General features: G+C 43.1%; 17 protein-coding genes. 7 read left to right on the top strand and 10 right to left on the bottom strand.

Going from position 1 to position 21,930, the window contains the following annotated elements; translation table 11 throughout:
- Positions 1-24 precede the first annotated feature (24 nt).
- Together FTV14_RS04495 and FTV14_RS04490 are read right to left on the bottom strand one after the other, a co-directional pair.
- Positions 25-4,548: a translocation/assembly module TamB domain-containing protein gene (locus FTV14_RS04495; RefSeq protein ID WP_180053426.1), complete on the bottom strand. Its 4,524-nt coding sequence runs from the start codon at positions 4,546-4,548 to the stop codon at positions 25-27.
- A 38-nt stretch (positions 4,549-4,586) separates the two neighbouring features.
- The gene (locus FTV14_RS04490) at positions 4,587-7,343 is read right to left on the bottom strand and encodes an autotransporter assembly complex family protein (protein WP_180053425.1); all 2,757 of its coding nucleotides are present in this window, start codon (positions 7,341-7,343) and stop codon (positions 4,587-4,589) included.
- Positions 7,344-7,517: 174 nt separating this feature from the next.
- Between FTV14_RS04490 and FTV14_RS04485 the strand changes: the two genes are divergently transcribed.
- Together FTV14_RS04485 and coq7 are read left to right on the top strand one after the other, a co-directional pair.
- Complete coding sequence (locus FTV14_RS04485; protein WP_180053424.1) at positions 7,518-8,837, top strand: MFS transporter; 1,320 nt, start codon at positions 7,518-7,520, stop codon at positions 8,835-8,837.
- A 3-nt stretch (positions 8,838-8,840) separates the two neighbouring features.
- Positions 8,841-9,476, top strand: a complete 636-nt coding sequence (gene coq7, locus FTV14_RS04480) for a 2-polyprenyl-3-methyl-6-methoxy-1,4-benzoquinone monooxygenase (RefSeq protein WP_004783823.1) — start codon at positions 8,841-8,843, stop codon at positions 9,474-9,476.
- 434 nt (positions 9,477-9,910) lie between these two features.
- Here coq7 and FTV14_RS04475 read toward each other — a convergent pair whose 3' ends face one another.
- The 5 genes from FTV14_RS04475 to FTV14_RS04455 form a co-directional block, all read right to left on the bottom strand.
- On the bottom strand, positions 9,911-10,345 hold the full coding sequence (locus FTV14_RS04475) for a 2-amino-4-hydroxy-6-hydroxymethyldihydropteridine diphosphokinase (protein WP_125279517.1): 435 nt from the start codon (positions 10,343-10,345) through the stop codon (positions 9,911-9,913).
- Positions 10,302-10,682 carry a dihydroneopterin aldolase gene (gene folB / locus FTV14_RS04470; protein WP_004783828.1) on the bottom strand — a complete coding sequence of 127 codons (381 nt, stop codon included), beginning with the start codon at positions 10,680-10,682 and terminating at the stop codon, positions 10,302-10,304. The genes FTV14_RS04475 and folB overlap by 44 nt, the downstream gene beginning before the upstream one ends.
- Positions 10,683-10,814: 132 nt before the next feature.
- Positions 10,815-12,113, bottom strand: a complete 1,299-nt coding sequence (locus tag FTV14_RS04465; RefSeq protein ID WP_159123174.1) for an AarF/ABC1/UbiB kinase family protein — start codon at positions 12,111-12,113, stop codon at positions 10,815-10,817.
- Between the two features lie 58 nt (positions 12,114-12,171).
- The gene (locus FTV14_RS04460; RefSeq protein WP_166135057.1) at positions 12,172-12,942 is read right to left on the bottom strand and encodes a HesA/MoeB/ThiF family protein; all 771 of its coding nucleotides are present in this window, start codon (positions 12,940-12,942) and stop codon (positions 12,172-12,174) included.
- Between the two features lie 39 nt (positions 12,943-12,981).
- Entirely contained in the window at positions 12,982-13,170 is a 189-nt protein-coding gene (locus FTV14_RS04455) for a hypothetical protein (protein ID WP_179993316.1), read from the bottom strand.
- Positions 13,171-13,427: 257 nt separating this feature from the next.
- Here FTV14_RS04455 and FTV14_RS04450 point away from each other — a divergent pair, with 257 nt between their 5' ends.
- Entirely contained in the window at positions 13,428-13,937 is a 510-nt protein-coding gene (locus FTV14_RS04450; RefSeq protein ID WP_180053423.1) for a pyridoxamine 5'-phosphate oxidase family protein, read from the top strand.
- A 189-nt stretch (positions 13,938-14,126) separates the two neighbouring features.
- Here the strand turns inward: FTV14_RS04450 and FTV14_RS04445 are convergent, their stop codons facing one another.
- The 3 genes from FTV14_RS04445 to FTV14_RS04435 all read right to left on the bottom strand — a co-directional run bounded on the left by FTV14_RS04445 (position 14,127) and on the right by FTV14_RS04435 (position 18,027).
- Positions 14,127-15,773 carry an AMP-binding protein gene (locus tag FTV14_RS04445; protein ID WP_180053422.1) on the bottom strand — a complete coding sequence of 549 codons (1,647 nt, stop codon included), beginning with the start codon at positions 15,771-15,773 and terminating at the stop codon, positions 14,127-14,129.
- Positions 15,774-16,027: 254 nt separating this feature from the next.
- Entirely contained in the window at positions 16,028-17,164 is a 1,137-nt protein-coding gene (locus FTV14_RS04440) for an acyl-CoA dehydrogenase family protein (RefSeq protein ID WP_004783839.1), read from the bottom strand.
- 92 nt (positions 17,165-17,256) lie between these two features.
- Positions 17,257-18,027: a 3-hydroxyacyl-CoA dehydrogenase gene (locus FTV14_RS04435; protein ID WP_180053421.1), complete on the bottom strand. Its 771-nt coding sequence runs from the start codon at positions 18,025-18,027 to the stop codon at positions 17,257-17,259.
- A 138-nt stretch (positions 18,028-18,165) separates the two neighbouring features.
- Here FTV14_RS04435 and FTV14_RS04430 point away from each other — a divergent pair, with 138 nt between their 5' ends.
- From FTV14_RS04430 to FTV14_RS04415, 4 genes are all read left to right on the top strand, one after another.
- A complete protein-coding gene (locus FTV14_RS04430) occupies positions 18,166-19,188 on the top strand; it encodes an AraC family transcriptional regulator (RefSeq protein WP_166134947.1) in 1,023 nt (340 codons plus the stop codon).
- A gap of 228 nt (positions 19,189-19,416) precedes the next feature.
- On the top strand, positions 19,417-19,770 hold the full coding sequence (locus FTV14_RS04425) for a hypothetical protein (RefSeq protein ID WP_004783846.1): 354 nt from the start codon (positions 19,417-19,419) through the stop codon (positions 19,768-19,770).
- A gap of 323 nt (positions 19,771-20,093) precedes the next feature.
- Entirely contained in the window at positions 20,094-21,065 is a 972-nt protein-coding gene (locus FTV14_RS04420; protein ID WP_159123178.1) for an aliphatic sulfonate ABC transporter substrate-binding protein, read from the top strand.
- Complete coding sequence (locus FTV14_RS04415) at positions 21,065-21,892, top strand: ABC transporter permease (RefSeq protein ID WP_179993311.1); 828 nt, start codon at positions 21,065-21,067, stop codon at positions 21,890-21,892. Before FTV14_RS04420 ends, FTV14_RS04415 begins: the two co-directional genes overlap by 1 nt.
- Positions 21,893-21,930: the final 38 nt, after the last annotated feature.

Here is a 21,930-nt window from a genome sequence, read left to right as displayed (position 1 = left end):
TCATTTAGAGGGCTTTTTATTAGATTAGAATCTCCAGTTATAGAACAAGTCAATTGCACGCTCTAAAGACTGACTGGCTTCCAGATATAAACGCTGATTCATTTGATAACGTAAAGTCAGCTTGTTCACTGGGGTAAATACGCCAACCCCATAACGGATATATAAGTCTGGCGTAATATAACCGGTTACAGACACCTGAGTATCATCCCCGGTTCCCTGTGCATCCAGTGCCAGACCGCTCAAGCCAAAGCTGCGGCCAATCTGGTTGGTCAAGGCACGCGTACCGCCTAAGCCCAGACTGATCCCTGCGGCTGCAATGGTGTTATTTACATCAGATCTGAAACCTTCTGCCTGACTCAAGCCTGAAGCCCCTTCATTAATACGACCAGTAATCAGGGCATTCAACGCTTCCTGTTCAGACAGGCCAGCATCATTATAAATTTGAATAGCAGGACTTGAGGCTGTACCAGTGACACGTACACCCACCGTGCTACCTTGAATGGATTTATTGGCATCAATATCCAGGGTTGGATTCGACAACGGGCCATTGAAACGTGCAATTGCACGGTTCAGATCCAGACTTTGTCCATAAGCTTCAATTTTCACCCGTTGTGATACCCCGATCGCACCATTGGCACGCATCGCAGATTCCAGACCACGTTGTGTCAGATTGACACGACCTAAGAGTGGAATACGGCTGTCAAAGCCCTGGAAGATCACCTGATTTCCTAACGACACTGCAACATCTGCGCGAATATCCCATGGACGTGCCGCTTTCAGAATGGCGAGCTGGTCATCTCCCTCACGTACTACGCGTACGTCAGAAGACAAGCCCACAACAGGTTCAGACGCTTCAGGCATAGAAATCAATGCACGAGGAACATCGACCTTGCCACTCAAGCTTAATTTTTTATTGAACGGATACATATCCAAGGTCAGGTCAGGCGTAACCACTGCAGTAATCAGCGGTGCCTGACGAATCAACAGATTTTCGCCCTGAAGTTTGAGCTGTACGCGTGGATCACCTTTCCAGTCTACAGAGCCGGTTAATTTACCAGCGCCACGGCCACTGTTAAATGCACCATTAATAGTCGCGGTATTTTGGCGGACTGATGAATAGAGCTGCACATTGGTCAGATTGACTGGCAATGAAATCATGCTGATCGCCCCGTCCTTAACCCGAATTTCACCTTCAAGTAATGGATCGGTTAACGTTCCACTAATTTTACCTGCATAAGACAAGGTACCATCCAGATTACGTACATCCTGAATGAATGGCTTAAAGATCTTCAGCTGAACCTGGTTAAAGGCAATCTCGCCACGCATTGGTTTATTGTCACGATATGGATCAATAATCACATTGGCATAGCCTGTACCAATATCTGGTGTTTTCACATCCAGACGAATCTGTAGTCCAGCGGCCACGCTTTTTGCGACCAGACCCACTTCATCATATTTTAAGGTCGAGCCTAAATATTCCGGATCATCAGAAGATAAGCCGATCACCCCATTGCGGGTTACCAGCCGTGCATCAATTTTCGGTTTGGCACCTTGTGCCCAAGCTGCCTTGGCATAACCATTCACTTTACCGGTTAATGCTATGCCTTCTGGCAGGAAGGCACTAAAGTCAGCCAGATCCAGATTACGGGTAATAAAAGAAGCACTGCCTCGAGTTTTATTCACTCGAATTGGTTGGTCAAAGCAAAGTTGACTTTGTTGACTCATCCAGCAATGAGCACCGACAAACAGATCCGACTGTGCAGTGTTATAAATTACAGCTGCATTTTGACGCTGCACCAGATGAGTACGCAGTGAGTCGAAATCACCGCGCTGGATCTGGCCTAACCAATTATTTTGTGCATTAAAACCACCTGCCAGCTGAACAAAAAATTTAGACAGCTTGTTTTCAGCCTGAACTTGCAGTACATGCGCGGCGCGCGTTCCAGCTAGTGAAACTTCACCACGTACAATCTGTCTATTGCCACTACGCAACTGATCCATGGTCGCAGTCAATAAGGTCGGTGTGGTTTGTGAAGTCGGCAACTGACCGCGTACCCGAATCTTGTCTACGCTAAATAGGTTCTTGAAGGCAAAATTATCCACTGCCAGATTCGCAGTTGCTTGCAAACGCGGTTGTGCCTGCATATTGATGTAGCCTTGTACCCGGCCTCTTAATCCCGGATAAAGCTCATATAATGCCGGCGCATTCACTTTAAGTTGCAAATTCTGCGCATTACCTGTGGCCTGTAGCTGGTTGCTGGCATAAGATAGGAACAGGTTATTGGCTTCAAACTGCTGCGGTACAAAACCACGCTGCTTGGAGTCAATCAATACAGCCAGATTACCCTTACCGCGTACCGGTTTATTATTCAACATACCGGCCAGATTTAAGCGTTGAATCTGGACACGCTTCACTGCATCTGACCAGACACCTTGGGTTTGCAGATTGCCAGACAATTCACCTTTAAGCTTGGCATTGAAATACTGAGGTTTAAAACGCACCAGAGAGGCATTTACATTCCAGCCAATACCATTTGCCAGATTCACCTGACCATTGGCATTAATTTTTCCAGCGACCCCATCATGACGCAGTTCCTTGATATTTAGCATATCAGGCGTACCTGACAAGCGTAGTTTTAACAATCCTTGACTGGCCTTGATCTGACTAGCACTTAATGCACCATCATAATTGACCGCATAACTTTTGAATCCGCCACCTGCTTTTTCATCATGGAACAACAAGGCAATATTACTATTACCTGTCAGATGAACGGTTTCATTTTGCGCAGCCAGTCGTCCAGTCAGATCAACACCGCTGAGGTTAATAATCTGCTGATTCGGGCGTGCATAACCACTGGCTTTTACCCGACCATTCAAGCGGTCAATTGGTGAAGCTGCAGCCAGAGTCTGAGTATTCAGGTTCTGGGCATTTAATACTGCGGACCATCTGAGCTGACGTTTTTCTTCTGGCAGTTCAATTCGTGCATTACCTGTTAGACTGCCGGCCTGTCCATTTCCGCTATATTTAAAACTTGGAACATTCAGGATGTTATTTTTTAGGTTCAGTTGTGCCTGATATATTCCTGTCGGCAACAGCCCTTCTTCATGCTGAGCAACCTGGGTAGCGACATGGATATTTTGCTGGCCTTCGACCAGTACCAGATCAACATCGCCTGATTCACTTTTTAACCAGCCGATATAAGGCACAGCACGGTCAATATTTTTCCAGGCTACATCCAGTAACATCGGTTGAGCTTTATTGTCTTTAACCGGCTTCTGATCCAGCTTGATATTCCAGGTTTCATAGCGGTCAAAATCAACCAGTCCTGTTAGATGCAGGCCATTTTCCAGGTTACCAGTAGAGGCAATATTGCCGTCCAGACTTGGTGGCAGAAAGTCCTGCACCACCTGTGGAATTCGCCGATGTTTCGGATCAATCCCATTCATGCGACCTGTCAGATCCCAATCCACCCGATCAGCCCAACCTACAGTACCTGCCAGACTTACTGAACCTTTCATCAGCTGACCATTTAGATCAGTAATATTGAGCTGATTGACCAGATCGGTATACATTACTGCGGTATATTGCCCATCCGGGATATTTTCACCTTCAATATCGGTGCGAATATTCAGATCCAGGCGCTTGGTATTCCCATTAAACTCAGCCACACCATCTTTCGTAAACAGTTTCTGCTCTGTCAGGATTGGCCAGTGATATTGTTTAAACTGGAGTTCACCACGCATAGGTACATTAGGACGCATCGGGTGCAGAACCGCCCAGCCTGTCAGCAAATCTGGAGTGTTGGTCGCGACCCCAGCCTGAATAGTATCCAGTGTACCTCTAGCACGTACTTGAATATCATGAATATTCAGGCTTTCTCTGAGTGAAGGCAGATTTAAAATCCCGCGTGCATCTAGTGGATATTTACCTTCAAACTGCATTTTCCCAGTAGCTTCACGTACCGACAGATAGCCCATATCCATGCGGGAATCTTCGAAATTCAGCTCGGTACCTGACCATAATGCTTCATTCAGTTCGATATTATAAAAATCGACTGCATTGGTCTGGGTTTTAATTACTAGGTGATCGAGAAGTAAATGATCAACCCGCAATACAAACGGTAAACGAATAGCATTGAACTTGAATGGCTCATCACTTGGCGGATTTTTATTAATAATCTGTAAATTCAGTACATCTGCTTCAGTCAGATGAATTTCTTTTTTGATAATTGCTCGCCAACCCAGCTTGACATCAGCACGATCAATTTTGACATCGACCGGTTTCAGGGTAACCAGAACATTTTTCAGGATAATCCCGCGCCACAGATTTCCGCCTTCATATTCGTAATGGATGATTTCCTGGCGCTGCATCACCTGATCAAGCAGGAATTTACTGCCTTTATCGGTAGAAAACAGGATCGCCAGTACAGACAGCAGAAAAATAAGAGAAAAAAGGACCGACAATAGAATACTTCTAAAGATACGGCGCTTTTTCGGCACAACTTCAGGTTGTTGCTCTTGTTCTGGCTGTGGTTGGTTCTCGACCATGATCTACCCAAATAACTATTTTTTAATTAATAAATGTTTTATAACTGCGAGCCAATAAAGAAGTGCAGACGAATCGGATAATTGTCATCTGACAGTCCGGTCGCCACATCTAAACGAATTGGGCCAATCGGTGAAGCCCAACGAATCCCCAGCCCCGCACCATATTCTGTTGGATTACTAAAATCCTCATTATAGGCATTTCCGGCATCCGCAAATACCGCAGCGCGCCAGCCTTCCCTGAACTGATAATTATACTCCAGTGAAGCCACACCCAAAGCCTGTCCGCCCACTTTAAAGCCTTCAATTTCTGGAGAAAGACTCTTATAGTCGAAACCACGGATACTCTGGTCACCGCCACTAAAATAACGCAGGTTATAGGGTACTTTGGCAAAATCTTCAGTAAAGATATACCCCAGATCCGCACGACCGACAAACTGGTGATCGGCATTTTCACCCAGTGAATAGATAAAACGCCAGCCTGCGTTCACAATCGCCATATCGGCATCAGACAATAGAGCTTCACTGCCCAATTCGACTTTATAGGTCTGCTTAAAACCCTTGGTCGGGTTCACCCGGCGATCACTATCGGTACGGGAAACTTCATAACCCACCAGTAGAGACTGCTGTTCATCTTCAGTATTGAATCTGAACGCTTCCGGAATCTGGCTAAAATCAACCGAACCATCCTGAGTCAGACGATCGAGGCGGTAACGTAGACCGTAAGTTTGTTGCCAGCTGCCACGCGGATTTTTAATAATCCGGTCAGCACCGAGTACCGCGGATTCAATTAGCAGGCCATCACCTTGAGCCACACCATCACGTTCTTCACGCTCATAACCACCTACGATACTGATATAGTCATTAAGTGGATGGTTGTATGGAATATTATAACGGCCATCAATTGACTGACGGATTTGTGACAATTCAAGGTTGGCATCAAATGAGTGACCACGCTTGTTTACGATCGCGCGGCGATATTGTCCACGTAAGCGTGTTCCGGTATCCGTACCATAACCCAGACCAACTTCGGCACTGTTAAGACGGTCTGCATTCAGTGTCACGATCACCGGAATTTTTTTCTCTTCACGAGCCTGAGCCTTTAAACGTTCTTCTTCGTCTTCTTTAGTCTGTTGCTGAACCCGCAAAGTTCTTAAATTTGGATTCTCTGCATCACGACTACCAGCAAACTGATCTTCATCCACCACATCCTGTGTAACTTCCTGATCGGATGCCGGTGCAGCTTTCTTGGCTACACCTATTTCATCTTCTGAAAACTTCTGTTCTTCTATCAGACTCTGAATATCCGGTGCCAGTTCCAGCTCTCGATCAATAGGATCAGGACGAATCGCATCCACCAGCGTATAGTTAAAATAACGTGAGTTCGTCAGGTTGTTGGCCAGGCTATTTACACGCCAGAAGGTGTAATCAGCACCATCTTCCCAAGTAACCAGACTTTCCAGTACATCACGATTTAGCGGAAATTCTTTTTCAGGATCACTCATCCTGAACTCTACATTACCCAGTTTATAACGCTCACCTGTTTCAAAGCGCAGGTTCACATCGGCTGTATTTTCGGGTTGGGCAATGCGCACATCATGCAAGCGCCAGTACGCATCAAAATAACCATTATTGCTGGCTGCGGTATTAATCCGGTCTTTGGTTTTTTCATAATCCCCATGGTTAAAGATATCACCTTCTTCCTGTTCCGGTAGAAGACTAATAACCTGGAACTGCGGCTGTTCCCCACCTGGCCCACTAAACTCAATATTATGGGTATTAATAATGACCGGCTCATTCGGGGTCACATAGACTCTAACCCGATTGTCAGATAATTTTTCAAATCTGAACTGGGCATTGTAATAACCTACAGCTTGGGCAGCCTGATTGGACAGATTACGGAGTTGCGGTAATGCAGATGAAAAATCTTCAAAGGATTCCTGGGTAAAGCTGGAAAGTTTAGCTTTTACATTATTTCTGAGATTCGTATAACCTTCTGACTGGGCTTTACGATTCAATCCGCCATTGCTTTGCGCAGTGCCATTTCCATTCACAATGACCACATCTGCACTGATCCGAGGCAAACTGGCGGTCATAATCTGGCGAGGTGGACGGATTTTATAAAACAGTCGTTTGAAAATATTCGGACGTTTGTCATTTTCAGGCGTTGTTGGTGCAGGCAATTCGGATAAGGTCGCACCCGACTCATTTCTTTGCACGATGATCTGACTATCGGCCTGAATGGACTGCATAAGCTGATCAACATTCACAGGTGCCTGATTGATTTCAACCAGTTCCTGCTGACTCATATCATTGACTACTGTTTCAGTTTGCGCGGTCTGGCGATAGGCTTGCGCCTCGCGTTTCGCTTCTTCCGCAACCTGATAAATCTCATTGGCCATGCTCTGGTCAATCGTTTGCACCGGCAGGCTTTCTAAATCATCAAATTCAATTGGCTGAAATTCACCCAGAGACGTTCCCATAATCTGCTGTTCTTGCAGCATTTGCATACTATCTACAGCCGAAGTTTCAGGCTCTAAAGCTTCTTCAACTTTTTCTGTTGCTTCAGCTTCGGTCGTAGCTACCCCTTGTCGTACAGCTTCCTGGGATAACTCTTCGATCATTTCTGCCTGAGACAGTGCTACCGGAGTTTCGGTCTGCTCGGTCTGCGCCATGCCCTGATGCGATAACATCATGAAAAATATACTCATACATAGCCTGGCTCGGCCATGATACGGTACGAGAGACCCCATACTACGATTCAGCATCGTTTGTTTAAATTTTCTCTTTGCGGGCATAGCAAACTCTAAACGAATACATTCTTTAATTGATTATTTGACCGAAAAAGATAAGCTAAAGAACTTAAATTATTGGGTTTTGCCTTTACATGGACGAAAGTATCTTACATGATTTTTCTCAATGTTTACGTATATCTCACATTTCTTAATAAATCTTAATGTAGCACGTCTTATATGAACAACAATGAACATTTGTTAGCGAGCCGCCGCTTTTTACCCATGTTCCTGACCCAGTTTTTTGGTGCACTGAATGATAATGTTTTTAAACAGGCATTATTACTGGTGATTACCTATGGTTGGATTCAGCAACAATCAGCCAGTATTAGCACACTAAATAACCTTGCCGCACTGTTGTTCATTTTACCTTATTTTATTTTTTCTGCGACTGCAGGTCAGATTGCAGATAAGTATGAACGTTCCCAACTGATTCGTTATTTAAAGATTTTTGAAATTGTGATCATGATTCTGGGGACTATTGGTTTCTTACTCGGTCATTTATGGATTCTATTGTTCGCCCTGTTTTTAATGGGCACTCAATCCACTTTTTTCGGCCCGATTAAATATGCCATTTTGCCTGAAGTATTAAAACCGGATGAATTGATGTCAGGTAACGCACTATTTCAGTCAGGCACTTCATTAGCAATTTTATTCGGTATGATTCTGGGTGGTGCAGTCATTGCTGCTTCTACAGGCAATCTGATCTGGATCAGCCTGACGGTGTTAAGTATTGCCGTGGTTGGCTATCTCTCCAGTCGTTATATTCTGAAGCAGAGTATTCCAGCACCCGAAATCAATATTGACTGGAACTTTTTCCGGACCAGCTTTCAGACCATTAAATATGCTAAAAGTTTACCGCTGGTTTTTTTAATTCTGCTGGGTAACTCCTGGTACTGGTTTTATGGTGCGACTTATTTGACCCAGATTCCACAGCTTACTTTACAAAACCTGCATGCTTCTGAAAATGTCGCCAGTCTGCTTTTAACTTTTTTCTCTGTCGGAATCGGCTTAGGTTCTTATTTATGCCGTAGATTAGGCGGTACTGAGGTCAATATCAAAATGGTGCCGATTGGCGCCATTGGCCTTGTAGTCTTTGCCTTATATCTAGCCGCAAGTCTTGCCTTTGTACCGGAACGTACCGGTGCGTTACTTGGCCTAGCAGATGTATTCCAGCAAGGCTGGAGCTATTATCATGTGATGTTGGCGGTAACTTTACTGGGCATCAGTGGCGGTTTTTATATCGTGCCGCTGTATGCCATGATGCAAGCGCATTCTCCCCGCTCACATCGTGCACGTGTGGTTGCAGCAAATAACATCCTGAATGCCGTTTTCATGGTATCTTCTGCTATATTCTCGATTATTATTTTAAGCATTTTAGAGTTTGATCTTAAAATACTTTTCTGTATTACTGCAGTGTTGAGTGGTCTATTTACCTTATGGCTGCTCTATAGATTGAAACCGATGATCAAAACCGCAAAAGCCCCTTTGGAGGATTAATTCATGCGTCAATATACAGGTGTCGATAAGCTTATTCATTCTTTTGACCAGGCATTACGCAGTCTTGTTCCAGGAACAACTTCCTCACAACGGGAAAATCCAGCAAAACCGGTTGAAACCCAGCTTACCGTGAGTGATGCCCGTCATGTGGCTGGTTTAATGCGTGTGAATCATAGTGGTGAGGTTTGTGCCCAAGCGCTTTATCATGGACAAGCATTAACAGCGAAATTACCAAATGTACGTCGGGAAATGGAACAGGCAGCAATTGAGGAACAGGATCATCTGGCCTGGTGTGAAGACCGCTTACAAGAACTGGATAGCCATACCAGTTTACTTAATCCGGTCTGGTACGGCCTTTCCTTTGGGATGGGTGCAATTGCCGGCATTGCGGGGGACAAATACAGTCTGGGTTTTGTTGCAGAAACCGAACGCCAAGTGAGTATGCATTTACAGCATCATATTAATCAACTGCCCGCACAAGATGAACGCTCACGTCGCATTCTGGAACAGATGAATGAAGATGAATTGCATCACCGTGATACAGCTTTGGCTGCAGGCGGCGTAGATTTACCCCTTCCAGTCAAGATTGCCATGACCGGTATTTCCAAGTTAATGACTAAAACCAGTTATTATATTTAAGTATCAAATGAAGCCCTCTTTTTTGAGGGCTTTTTTTATTCTCATGAATTCTTAAACAAGATGACTCATTGATTTTTTTGAGTGCAGATCAATCAATTTAACCATCTATCCAACAGAATATCGGTTCACATTTTAATCAAACTCTATTCTTTTATTCAGCTGTTATAATCGAACAGGTTTCATCTCGTATTTATTAAAATTCTAGAACGATTGAGACAGGTATAACTATTAAATAGCTATGACCTATTTATCAAAAAAATAATGCTTTAAAGGTGACGTATGGAAACAGGTATTATTCTTGGCATTCTATTCGCAATTATTGTGTTGTTAGTTATTTTTTATAAAAAGAAAAAGTAAATAACAGTTTTTTGGCAAATACAGATCCCCTACTTAGATAAAACTGAAAAATTCATTAGATTAATTTCAGATACAGATTAAATTTTGACTTGTGGATATTGAAGACGGCGATCATATCCAAATGCAGGATGAGACCAGATGTCATGCATCGGGATTTTTACGTCTAGTGCAAGCGGTAATTTTTTGGGATTAAATTCCATCTGGCTTAAATCATTTCCCCATGCAATCAGGTCGACATCCAGGCTGATCTGATGCGATGGTCGAACCCGCCCTGAATCCGTTTCCATTTGCTTTAATAAATCTGTCATATCTTGAACAGAAACTTCACTGTATAGGAGGCAGGCCGCATTCCAGTAATCTGCTCCGATACTATCCCGACATGGAATGAGGTAAATTGGAGAAAACCGGACTTCCCCCAACTCACTGATCCGTTGCTGGGCAGCCTGAAAATGTTGCTGTGGATGACAATTACTCGCCAGTGCTAGGGCGAATATCGTTGCGGTGGCGTTCAAGACGTATCCCTACAGAATTGGCTTGCGCGATAATGGCAGGCTTACGGATCGTAATCATAATCGATTCTACACTTTCAAAGGTAGCAAAAAGCGCGTCTAGTACCAGTTTTGCTGCATGTTCGATCAATTTTGGCTGAGCTTCCTGAATCACCCGCGCTGAAATCTCGCAGATTTCGGCATAATTCAAAGTATCTTCCAGTTCATCTGACTGTGCCGCTTGTTCTAAGTTGGTACGAATGTTTAGATCCAGCATTAAAGGCTGAATGATTTGACGCTCCCAATTAAAGCAGCCGACTACTGTATCGACCTTTAAGCCTTCAATAATAATTGCGTCCATTTTAAAACTCGGAATTTAATATTTACCAATAATCTCCCTAAATCCCTCTTTAATACAGAGGGACTTTCATCACTTCTATTTATTTTGTAATGAAAGCCTCCCTTTCTTAAAGGGAGGACGGGAGGGATTAAATTAGTGCTTTAACAGCAAATTTGGGTCCATAGTCTGAACCATCTGCAAACGCTGATCTGCATAGATATCTGTATACGGCGCCAGAATTCTCATGAAACGGTCGAAATACAGCATTTGCTTGAACAATAAAGCAAAGTCACGTGGGAAACGAATGCCATGACGTTCACCGACTGCTACCATATCCATCATGATATCGTTGAGATCTGCAGGGCTTGAAGTTAATAGATCCTGAGGATCAGCTAACATCACACCACTAAATAAACGTTCAAGATCAGCCGCAAGCACTTTGGTATCAATCTCAACTGCAGTCATACCCATTTTCAGCATATTCTCTGCCATCAGGGTATAATTGGTATGCTGCAAGGCATCCATAAAGGCCATACACGCTGTCCAGACTTCTGGTTTAAGCTGGCCGACAATACCAAAATCAATAAAGCCCACACGACCATCTTCAAGCAGCATCAGATTACCCGCGTGTAAATCAGCATGGAAACTGTTACACATCATCAGGCTGCCAAACCAGGTGTTCATTGCAGTGATGAGAACCTGTGACGGGTCTTTAGCGACCTTTTTCACCACTTCAAAATCAGTCAGTGGCACGCCATATAAACGTTGCATGGTCAGCACACGACGTGTTGAATATTGATGATAAACCTTAGGAGCAGTTGCTGCTTTATTATTGGTGATATTCAGATAATTGACGAAATCATCCAGATTTTGTGCTTCCTCGATGAAGTCAACCTCACGCACCATTCGGGTTTTGATTTCTTCGACAATATCTGCCAATGACGCAAATTTTACTTTCGGCACTGCTTTTTCCAGCAGTTTGGTCGCCCAATGCAATACATTTAAATCGGTATATAGAATTGTTTCCACACCCGGTTTTTGTACTTTAATGACCACATCTTCACCAGAAACCAGCTTGGCCGCATGTACCTGTGCAATGGAAGCAGAAGCTAGTGGTGTTTCCTCAATTGAGGCAAAGATTTCATCCAAGTTTCGGCCAGAAAACTCTGATGCTAGCACTTCCTGGATATAGCTGAATGGCAAGGTCGGTGTTTGATCCAGACAGCCCTGAAACTCTTCCACATATTCACGCGGAAACAGCGACGGCGTACTGGCAATAAACTGACCGAGCTTGATATAGGTTGAGCCTAAAGACTCAAATGTTTCACGCATGAGTTTGGCATTACTTGGCTTTTCAGTGGCATATTTAATGCCGGCCTTCGCCGCAACTACCGCGGTTTCACCCATACGGGCAACCGAACGTATTCCATCTAACCAGATATTTTTTTTCATAATGTCTTAGGAAAAATTAATTACATGCAGTGTAGCAAAAAAATTAAATTTTGCAGGCCTATCTTGCCTGACAGACCGGGCAATCTGTATCTTTTTCGAAACTTAAAATGCGCTGTTTGAAACTCAGACCATCCCAGAGTAGAAGTTTCTGTCTAAGTGGCATTTTACCAAGGCCTAAATAAAGCAATGCATGATGAGCTTGCAAACTCGCCATCACATTTGGCGTAGTCGCCAAGACGCCTGAGTCTGCACAACGCAAACTGGTATCAGCCTGATGTTCAGGTGGAAACAGGCAGGCATAGCAAGCTGAATCCCCTTCCATCATGAACAGTTGCCCTTGCAAACCAATCGCAGAAGCACTGATTAAAGGCACATTCAGTTTTACACAGCTTTGATTGATCAGATAACGTGTCTCGAACTGATCACATCCATCCAGCACCAGATCTTGATGTTCAATGATACTTTCTGCATTTTCAGTTGTTAAAGCCTGATTAATATATTCAACCTGAACATTCGGATTAATCTGAGCCAGCCTTTTCGCGAGTATTTCTGCCTTATAAAAGCCTAAATCATTTGGCGTAAATGCCAGTTGTCGTTGTAGATTACTCATCTCGATGGTATCAGGATCAATCAGAGTAATTTTGCCTACACCCGCTCGTGCCAGAAGTTCTGCCAAGGCACAACCAATCCCGCCACACCCCACGATACAGATATTAGAAAATTTCAGCTTTTCCTGTGCTTCAATATCCCAACCATCCAGAAGAATCTGGCGACTATATAAGTGCAATTCAGCATCGGTGAGTTCAAACTCTGGGGATATGGCATCCATAGTCGATATAGACAACGTCGTTCCTTGTTTCGAAGATTTTTAAGAAGCATGTGCCACAAAAAGTGCAATTACCGAAATTTCAATATGCGGATAAATCTCGAGCAAATTAACTTCTTTGCGCATAAACAGCAAATCAATAAATGGCTTGGCAATACTAGCGCTAAATAGCATATCAGTTAAATGCTCCGTATCAAGCTGATAGTGTCCTAATAAATATGTAATAGTCATATTATGAATGCACTTAACTTGATCTATATGCCACTTAATTTATTCACGTATTACATCTTCCTGGAACCTCGTTCTTCTATTCTTTTATCACCCTGTAACTGAATTTCGATTGTTTAGCACTTCTGTAGCTGCTACCTGCAATTCAGTAGGAAAATGTATCAGTTCAGTGAGACCCTCTGTATCCATTCCTAAATATGATTAAGCTGCTTAAGGAATAGTAATTATCCTCGCTTTCAAAAATAGTATGGAGCATATAGATGAACGAACAAAATCAGCATAATAATCGTGAAAAATTATGGGAACTAATCAAAGATGTACGTTACACCATGATCAGCCATGTGACCGAAAGTCAGGAAATTCATTCTCAGCCGATGACCATGCTCAATTCTGAGCAAATGAATGAGGATCAGAATTTGTATTTCATCATGCGTGATACTAATGATCTGGTGAAAGCTGCCAATACTGGTCGTACTCAGATCGGCCTGTCTTTCGCTAAACCTTCTGATGGTATTTATGTGTCAATTAGTGCAAATGCACAGATCAGTACTGACCGTATTCTGATTGAAAAATTATGGAATCCATGGGCAGAAAAGTGGTTTGAAGGTAAAGATGATCCTAGCGTGCGTGTACTGATTGCTGAAGCTGAAAGTGCAGAATACTGGAATGTCACCGATAACAAAGTAACGCAGCTATTTAAGGCATTAAAAGGTGGTGTGACTGGCGAAGCTGGGGAACCAGATGCTGAGCACAAAAAAGTTGATCTATAAGTAAATAAGAATTCCACCTTCAATTTAGCCTCTTATTAAGAGGCTAAATTTTTGATTTATTTTATTTAAAAGATGAATAGTATTACATTGTAATGACAATTATTTTCTCTGATTAATTCGAACATAAACAAATTAATCGTATAAAAAAGGCCGCAATTGCGACCTTTTCACTATATTTAAATGAATATATTAACTGACCTGTTTAATGCCTTGAATCTTAGCAATTTCCTGTTGTTTAAGCAGATTACGCTGAATTTTTCCACTAGAGGTTTTAGGCAAATCACTTACAAACTCAATCTCTTTCGGATAGGCATGTTTAGATAAACGGGAACGCACATAGTTTTGCAATTTCAGCATCAGTTCTTCACTAGCGGCATATTGTGATTTAAGCACTACAAAGGCTTTCACAATTTCGGTACGTTCCGGATCTGGTTTTCCAACCACAGCGGACTCGAGCACCTCTTCACACTCCAGCAAGGTACTCTCTACATCAAAAGGTCCAACTCGATAACCCGAAGTCGTAATGACATCATCCGCACGACCAATGAAATCTATTCCACCATGTTCATTCAGTTTTACGGTATCTCCTGTTAAATAGTACTGTCCCACAAAGGCTTTCCGATTATTACCGCCATAGCCTTCAAACCACATCAAAGGTGAGGCTGAGCAGTCCATGGCCAAAGTACCAATACCACCTTTTTCGACTTCTTGATGCTCTTTATTTAAAACTGCAAAACGATGTCCTGGAATAGCAAAGCCAGCAGAACCGATTTTCTTGTGATGCTCTAATGCATGATGATTGGCAATCACCATTCCCAGTTCCGTCTGTCCATACTGGTCATAGATATTGACGTCCATTTCATGATTAAACCATTGAATGACTTCAGGTGTTAATGGCTCACCTGCACTACTGACCACACGTAAACATGAGCTAATCTCAGCATCAAATTTTTCCTTAAAGCCATAGAACATCCGGAACGCGGTTGGAGAACCGGTCAGGTTATTTACCCGATATTTTTTAATGACTTCAACAGCATTGTCTACGCTAAAGGCACGTTCATCCAGAATGATGCTATGCCCCAAACTTAATGGACCTGCAATTCCATAATACAGACCATAAGCCCAACCCGGATCTGCCAGATTCCAGAAAGTATCTTCGTCACGTAAATCTACGGCGTGCAGCATATAGCCTTTAAATGCCAGTAAAGCTTTAAGGGGAACAGGCACTGATTTTGCCAGCCCCGTTGTACCCGAAGTAAACATCATCAGGAAAATGTCACTAAAATGACCTTGAACCGGCTCAAACTCAGTTGGATATTGCTTCAGTTCAGTCCAGAAATCTGCATCCTGATTGATACTTTCAGGCGTTTGATGGACGGTTAAAATATGTGGAATATCCAGATCATTCAGTTTCGCACGCTGTTCCTGATTGGTAATAATGAGTCGGGTATGTGCGGTATTAATACGATGCTCGATTGCCTTGCTTTCAAAAGCGGTAAATAAAGGCTGATAAATCGCACCAATACGCCAGGTGGCTAGAATGGTAATTAATAATTCTGGGGTTCGTGGGAGCAGTCCGGCAATACAGTCTCCTGCTTGTAAACCCAGTGAGGTCATATAATGAGCCAATTGTCCTGAAGCCTCAGCCAATTGTTCAAAAGTCCAATATTGGGTCTTGCCATTTTTACCTTCCCAGATTAACGCGATCCGGTTTTGTCCCAGAAAACGTCCACAGCATTCTGTATAGGCATTGAGTGAATCTGGCGTTCCTGCCAGATGTTGTTGAACCATAGTGTCAAAATCAAATTCACGATACGCTTGTTCTAGTGTCTTCATCACGACAACCTCTATTCCGTTTATAAACAGACTTTATGTCTGTGTCCGTTGTATTTGTTGTTCTGTCTACCGTCTGCGAATTCCATTGCAATGCCGGTTTTATATAACATGCCCTATTGCTAGGACATGTTAGGTGTCACTCTACTGAGTCACTTTTCGCTTTATCAATAATTGACCATGTTTTATAGACCATCACAATTTCCATCTCCCTCAAATGAGCTGCAGGATTTGAACAGTCGGCTATTTCATGACTTTTAAACTTTGCTCACTTCCCGGGCAATGACCAGACGCTGAATATCTGATGCACCTTCATAAATCTGGCTCACTCTGACATCACGGTAAATACGTTCAACCGGGAAATCTGAGACATAGCCATAACCGCCATGAATCTGAATCGCATCCGAGCAGACTCGCTCTGCTATAGTCGAAGCAAACAGTTTAGCCATGGACGCTTCTTTTAAGCATGGTAATCCTGCATCTTTAAGCGTTGCTGCATGTAAGACCAGTTGTCTTGCTGCCTCAATCTGGGTGGCCATATCTGCGAGACGGAACGCTACTGCCTGATGCTGTACCAGCTCGACGCCAAAGGATTTACGTTCATTGGCATATTCAACAGCAGCATCCAGTGCAGCTCGTGCCATACCTACGGATTGTGCTGCGATCCCGATCCGGCCAGATTCCAGATTAGACAAGGCAATCTTGTAGCCTTCACCTTCTTGACCTAACAGGTTCTCAGCCGGAATCCGGCATTGATCAAAAATAATGGTCGCGGTATCGGAACAATGCTGCCCCATTTTTTCTTCCAGATTCGAGACGATATATCCTGGACTATCGGTAGGTACCAAGAAACATGAGATTCCTTTCTTGCCCGCAGATTTATCTGTCACTGCAAATACCAGTGCAATCTGGGCATGCTTACCGGTAGTAATAAACTGCTTGGTGCCATTTAATACCCATTCATCGCCATCACGTTCTGCCTTACATTCTAGTGCGCTGGCATCGGAACCGGCTTGAGGTTCCGTCAGGCAGAAACACCCCAACCATTCACCGGTCGCCAGTTTGGTCAGGTATTTCTGCTTTTGTTCCTCGGTACCATAACGCTGGGTAATCCCGCAAGGCAGTGAATTCTGCACACTGACAATGGTCGAGATGGCTCCATCTCCAGCAGCGATTTCCTCAAGAGCCAGTACCAGCGACACATAGTCCAGGCCTGCTCCACCCCATTGTTCAGACACGGTCATACCGAGTGCACCGAGTTCACCGAGTTCTTTCAATTCTTGTGCTGGAAATTGAGCCGTTTTATCCCTTAGACCAGCGGTAGGTTTCAGTTTTTGCTGCGAATAGTTTCGCATCATCTCCTGAATCATTTTCTGTTCGTCATTTAAAAGCACTGCGTATATCCCTTACTTATCTTTTAATTTTCCATATAGAGTGAATAAACCTATCTACTCTGACTTTTGTATTTTGCTTCGTTGGCTCGAACTTATTTTGGAGCCATACGGATGGCGCCATCCAGACGAATCACTTCACCGTTCAGATAGCTATTTTCGAAGATATGACCTACTAACTGGGCAAACTCCTGAGGTTTGGCCAGACGTGGTGGAAATGGAACCATCTGCCCCAGAGCATCCTGTACATTTTGCGGCATGCCTTTCAGCATTGGGGTTTCCATAATGCCGGGTGCAATGGTCATGACACGAATCGCTTCACGTGCCAGCTCACGCGCGAGTGGCAGCGTCATCGCAACGACTGCACCTTTAGACGCAGAATAAGCTGTCTGACCAATCTGACCATCAAAGGCTGCAACTGAAGCCGTATTCACGATTACACCGCGCTCCTCTTCATCGGTTTGCAGCTCATACTTCGCGATTAAAGCCGCTGCAAAACGAAGCATATTGAATGTGCCACTTACATTGATATTCAACACTTTCTGGAACATCGCCAGTTCATGGATTCCATTGCGGCCCAGTACCTTGGCAGAAGGTGCAATACCAGCACAGTTCACCAAGCCATTGAGTTGGCCATACTTGTTTTCTACATAATCAAAGAAAGCTTCAACTGCCTGCTCATCCGTTACATCCAGTTGTACAAATTCAGCCTGCTCACCCAGTTGCTGTTGTAAGGCATTGCCCTGCTCCTGGTTCATATCCACCAGAATCACTTTTGCATCCTGTTCTACCAGATGAGTCGCTGTGGCTGCACCCAGACCTGATGCACCACCAGTTACCACAATCACTTTTCCCTGAATTTTCATGTTAATGTCCTGTTCCTATTTTTATGACAAGCTACGACTTAATAGGCAGAGTAAACAGAGATTTTATTCTGTACAATTTCCAAATGTTGCATCTTCACTGATGGATTTGGACAATAAAGAAGGGATATCTGACTGGCTATGCATTTACCAGCCTTGGAATATAGTAAGGGAACCATTTCGATTGATCTGGTTCATGAAGCACTGCTGAATGCCAAAGCACAGCATTATGATATTGCTGCGATTTTAACTAAGGCTGCCATTCCATTAGAGATTCTTCATTCCGCTAAAGCACGGGTGTCAGTGGCGCAGTATGCCGCGCTATGGACTGCACTTGCCGATAGCATGAATGACGAATTTTTTGGCATGGACAGCCATCCAATGCGCCGTGGCAGTTTCAAACTCTTGTCAAAAATGCTGTTACAGACCGATACGCTGGAAAAAGCTCTGCAGCAAATCCTGCAATTTTTTAATCTGATTCTGGATGATCTGCACAGCACACTGATGGTCGAAGAAAACTTTGCCTATATCGTGATCTATGACCAGAACCAGACCAAGCGCATGTTTAGTTATGCAACCTATCTAATGCTGATTCATACCCTGCTATGCTGGTTAAGCGGACAGCGGGTTTTACTTAATCAGATTCAACTGAAATGTGCCGCACCACTCGATGATTTTGATTATAAAGTCCGTTTTTGTGAGCAGATTGAATATCAGGCCAGTGAAAACTATATCCAGTTTGATGCAGCCTATTTGCAGCTCCCAGTAAAACAGGATCAAACCTCCTGGTATCAGTTTATTCAACAGACTCCGCATAACCTACTAGTTCGCTTTAAAAATCCTTATGCGCTAAGTGCACAGATCCGCAAACAGCTTTTAAAAGTACCTCCGGCTGAATGGCTTGAACTGAATGAGCTTGCTTTGAAAATGAATATGTCTGAAGCCACCATGCAACGGCGTCTTAAAAATGAAGGTGTGACTTATCAACAGCTCAAAAATGAAATTCGTCGTGATACAGCCATTGAACTATTAACCCGTACGGATCAAAGTTTGCAGGACATCAGTGATCAGCTTAACTTCCAGGAAGTCAGTGCTTTTCATCGTGCCTTTAAAAAATGGACAGGGGTTAGTCCAGGTGCCTATAGACAAAATATTACTAGATAATTTATATTTAATAAGACTTAAAAACGATTAAAATTTAGCATATAAATTTAAATTTATATTTTCTCAACAGTTATATTTTTCAAGGCTTACAGCCCAAAAATAGAGGACTGAACGGTCATCCATAATGCTTTGCATTCCCTATTAATATAGTTTATTTTTCAATCAATTTTTAGTGCTTCACTTTTGGCTGTACTCCCTTTCCCTCTTTCCTTGTTGAAGGTATTTTCCATGTTAAAGATGACTGATGTTCTTGGACAAAATCTTGTTCAAAACTTCGCCCAGGCTTTAGTTTCTTCGACCGATCTTAATGCAGAGCAATTGAATCAAGGCATCTTGAATGCGTCTGATTCTGCCCTCAAAGATGCTATTGTGCACTTCTTTAACCAGATTGATGCCACTGAAGCTGCGAAATCGCTTGAAATTCCGGCTGAGCGCATCGTTGCATTACAACAAGGTATTGCACTGAAAGATGAACAATATCTTGCTGATACTGCCAAAGTCGTGGCTCTTTGCCTGGCAATGGAAACTGGTAGCCTAGATCAAGTCGAGGTTTATGACTGTCTGCAAGACTACCCAATGTAAGCTATCCAGATTGATAAAATAGTGACTCAAAAAGCGATGCTAATGCATCGCTTTTTTTATGGCACTCGTTATTTATAAAACTTCCTACTGCAAAGACGAATGATTAAAAAAACAGCTTATCAATTTACGCCATACCATTTTTAAAATTTTATCTAAGCAAAACCTTTCTATTCTTTATTTAATAAATTCAAATAAAAACAAATACCTATATTTAAAGCTGTTAATTATTTCATTTTTTGATTTGATTATCTTTTTTTCTTTTTTGTGTGCTTATCGATTTATCGATATGAATGTAAAAAATTTAATTCAAGATTGAGATATTCATGAAAAAAACATTAAGAACTTCGGGTCTGACTTTACTCGGTCTTTCTATTTCTTTCTTTACCGGCTTGGCTAACGCAGCGATTCCATCTGAATTAAAATTGGATTATGCCTATTACGCACCGACCAGTCTGGTGGTTAAAGAACAGAAACTGCTAGAAAAAGCTTTGCCAAAAACCAAGATTAAATGGGTATTTAGCCAAGGCAGTAACCGCTCACTCGAATATCTAAATAGCGGTAGCACAGATTTTGCTTCTACTGCAGGTTTAGCGGCAGTACTTAGCCGCGCCAATGGTAGCCCGATTAAAACAGTTTATATCCAGAGCCAGCCTGAATGGACAGCACTGGTCGTTAATAAAGATTCAAATATCAAATCTCTGAAAGATTTGAAAGGTAAAAAGATTGCTGCCACTAAAGGTACAGATCCTTTCTTATTTACTTTACAAGCCTTAGATACGATTGGTTTGGGCAAACGCGATGTAGAGCTCGTTCATTTACAGCATCCGGATGGTAAGACTGCGTTAGAGCGTAAACAGGTCGATGCCTGGGCAGGCCTTGATCCTTTAATGGCATCTGCGCAGGCACAGTCAGGTGCCAAATTGCTATATCGCAATGTCAGCTTTAACTCTTATAGCGTACTGAGCGTAAAAGACCAGTTTGCCAAATCCAGTCCGGAAGCGATTGAAGCAGTGATTAAAGCTTATGAACAGGCACGTCAATGGGCGAAAGCCAATCCCGACAAATTGGCTGAATTACTGGCACGTGAAGCCAAGCTTCCGATTGAAGTCGCCAAGCTTCAACTCAGCCGTACTAATCTGGATCAGAATATTCCAACCACCAAACATACCGAGGCATTACAAAAAGCTGGTCGTATCCTGACGGAAGAAGAACTGGTTCGTAAAGGAACCAATGTCAATCAGGTCGTGACTCAATTATTTGATGCCCGCTATGCTAAAAAGGTTGCAACTAAGTAATGGCTATACCGAAAAGCATCTCGGAACAGTTGAGCGTGGAAGAACAGTCAAAATCTGCTGTGTTACCACGCAGCATTTCGCTGATCAAAGCCCTCACCCTGCCTGTTATTTTTATCGTATTGGTAGAAATACTGGTCCGTAATGGCGTAATCGAACCTTATCTGTTGCCTGCACCGAGTAGCCTGTTTCAGTCCTTTACTGAACTGGCTGAGGGCGATTTATGGCAACACATCTGGACCAGTAGCTGGCGGGTTTTTCTTGGCTTTGGGATTGGTAGTGGATTGGGACTGATCTTTGCGATCCTGGTTGGGCTAAACAGACATGCAGAAGATTTTCTGGAACCAACGTTTTCTGCAATTAAATCCATTCCGAGTCTGGCTTGGATTCCGTTACTTTTACTTTGGTTAGGGATTGATGAATCTTCTAAAATCACCTTGATCGCAATTGGTGCCTTCTTCCCGACATATACCAATACTGTGGCAGCGATTCAGGGTGTGGATCGTAAGCTGATTGAAGTCGCAAAAGTCTATCGCCTGAAATACTGGCAACAGGTTCAGCAGATTGTATTGCCTGCTGCCTCACCGGGAATATTGACTGGCTTAAGGAATAGCCTGAGTTTATCCTGGATGTTTATGATTGCAGCTGAATTGATTGCTGCCACTCAAGGGATTGGTTATCTGCTCAGTGATGGTCGTGAAACTTCACGTCCGGATATTGTGATTATTGCGATTATCCTGTTAGCAGTCCTAGGCAAAATCACCGATAGCATTATGAAATTGTTCGAAACCCGCTTACTACGCTGGCGGGATGTGATTAAAAAGTCATAATTTATTGAATAAAAGAATTAAAAAAGCGACCTATCCAG

The organism is Acinetobacter sp. YH12236, assembly GCF_013417645.1.
Lineage (GTDB): Bacteria > Pseudomonadota > Gammaproteobacteria > Pseudomonadales > Moraxellaceae > Acinetobacter.
Note: the sequence above shows the minus strand (reverse complement) of the source record. Positions and strands in the feature narration are given on the sequence as shown.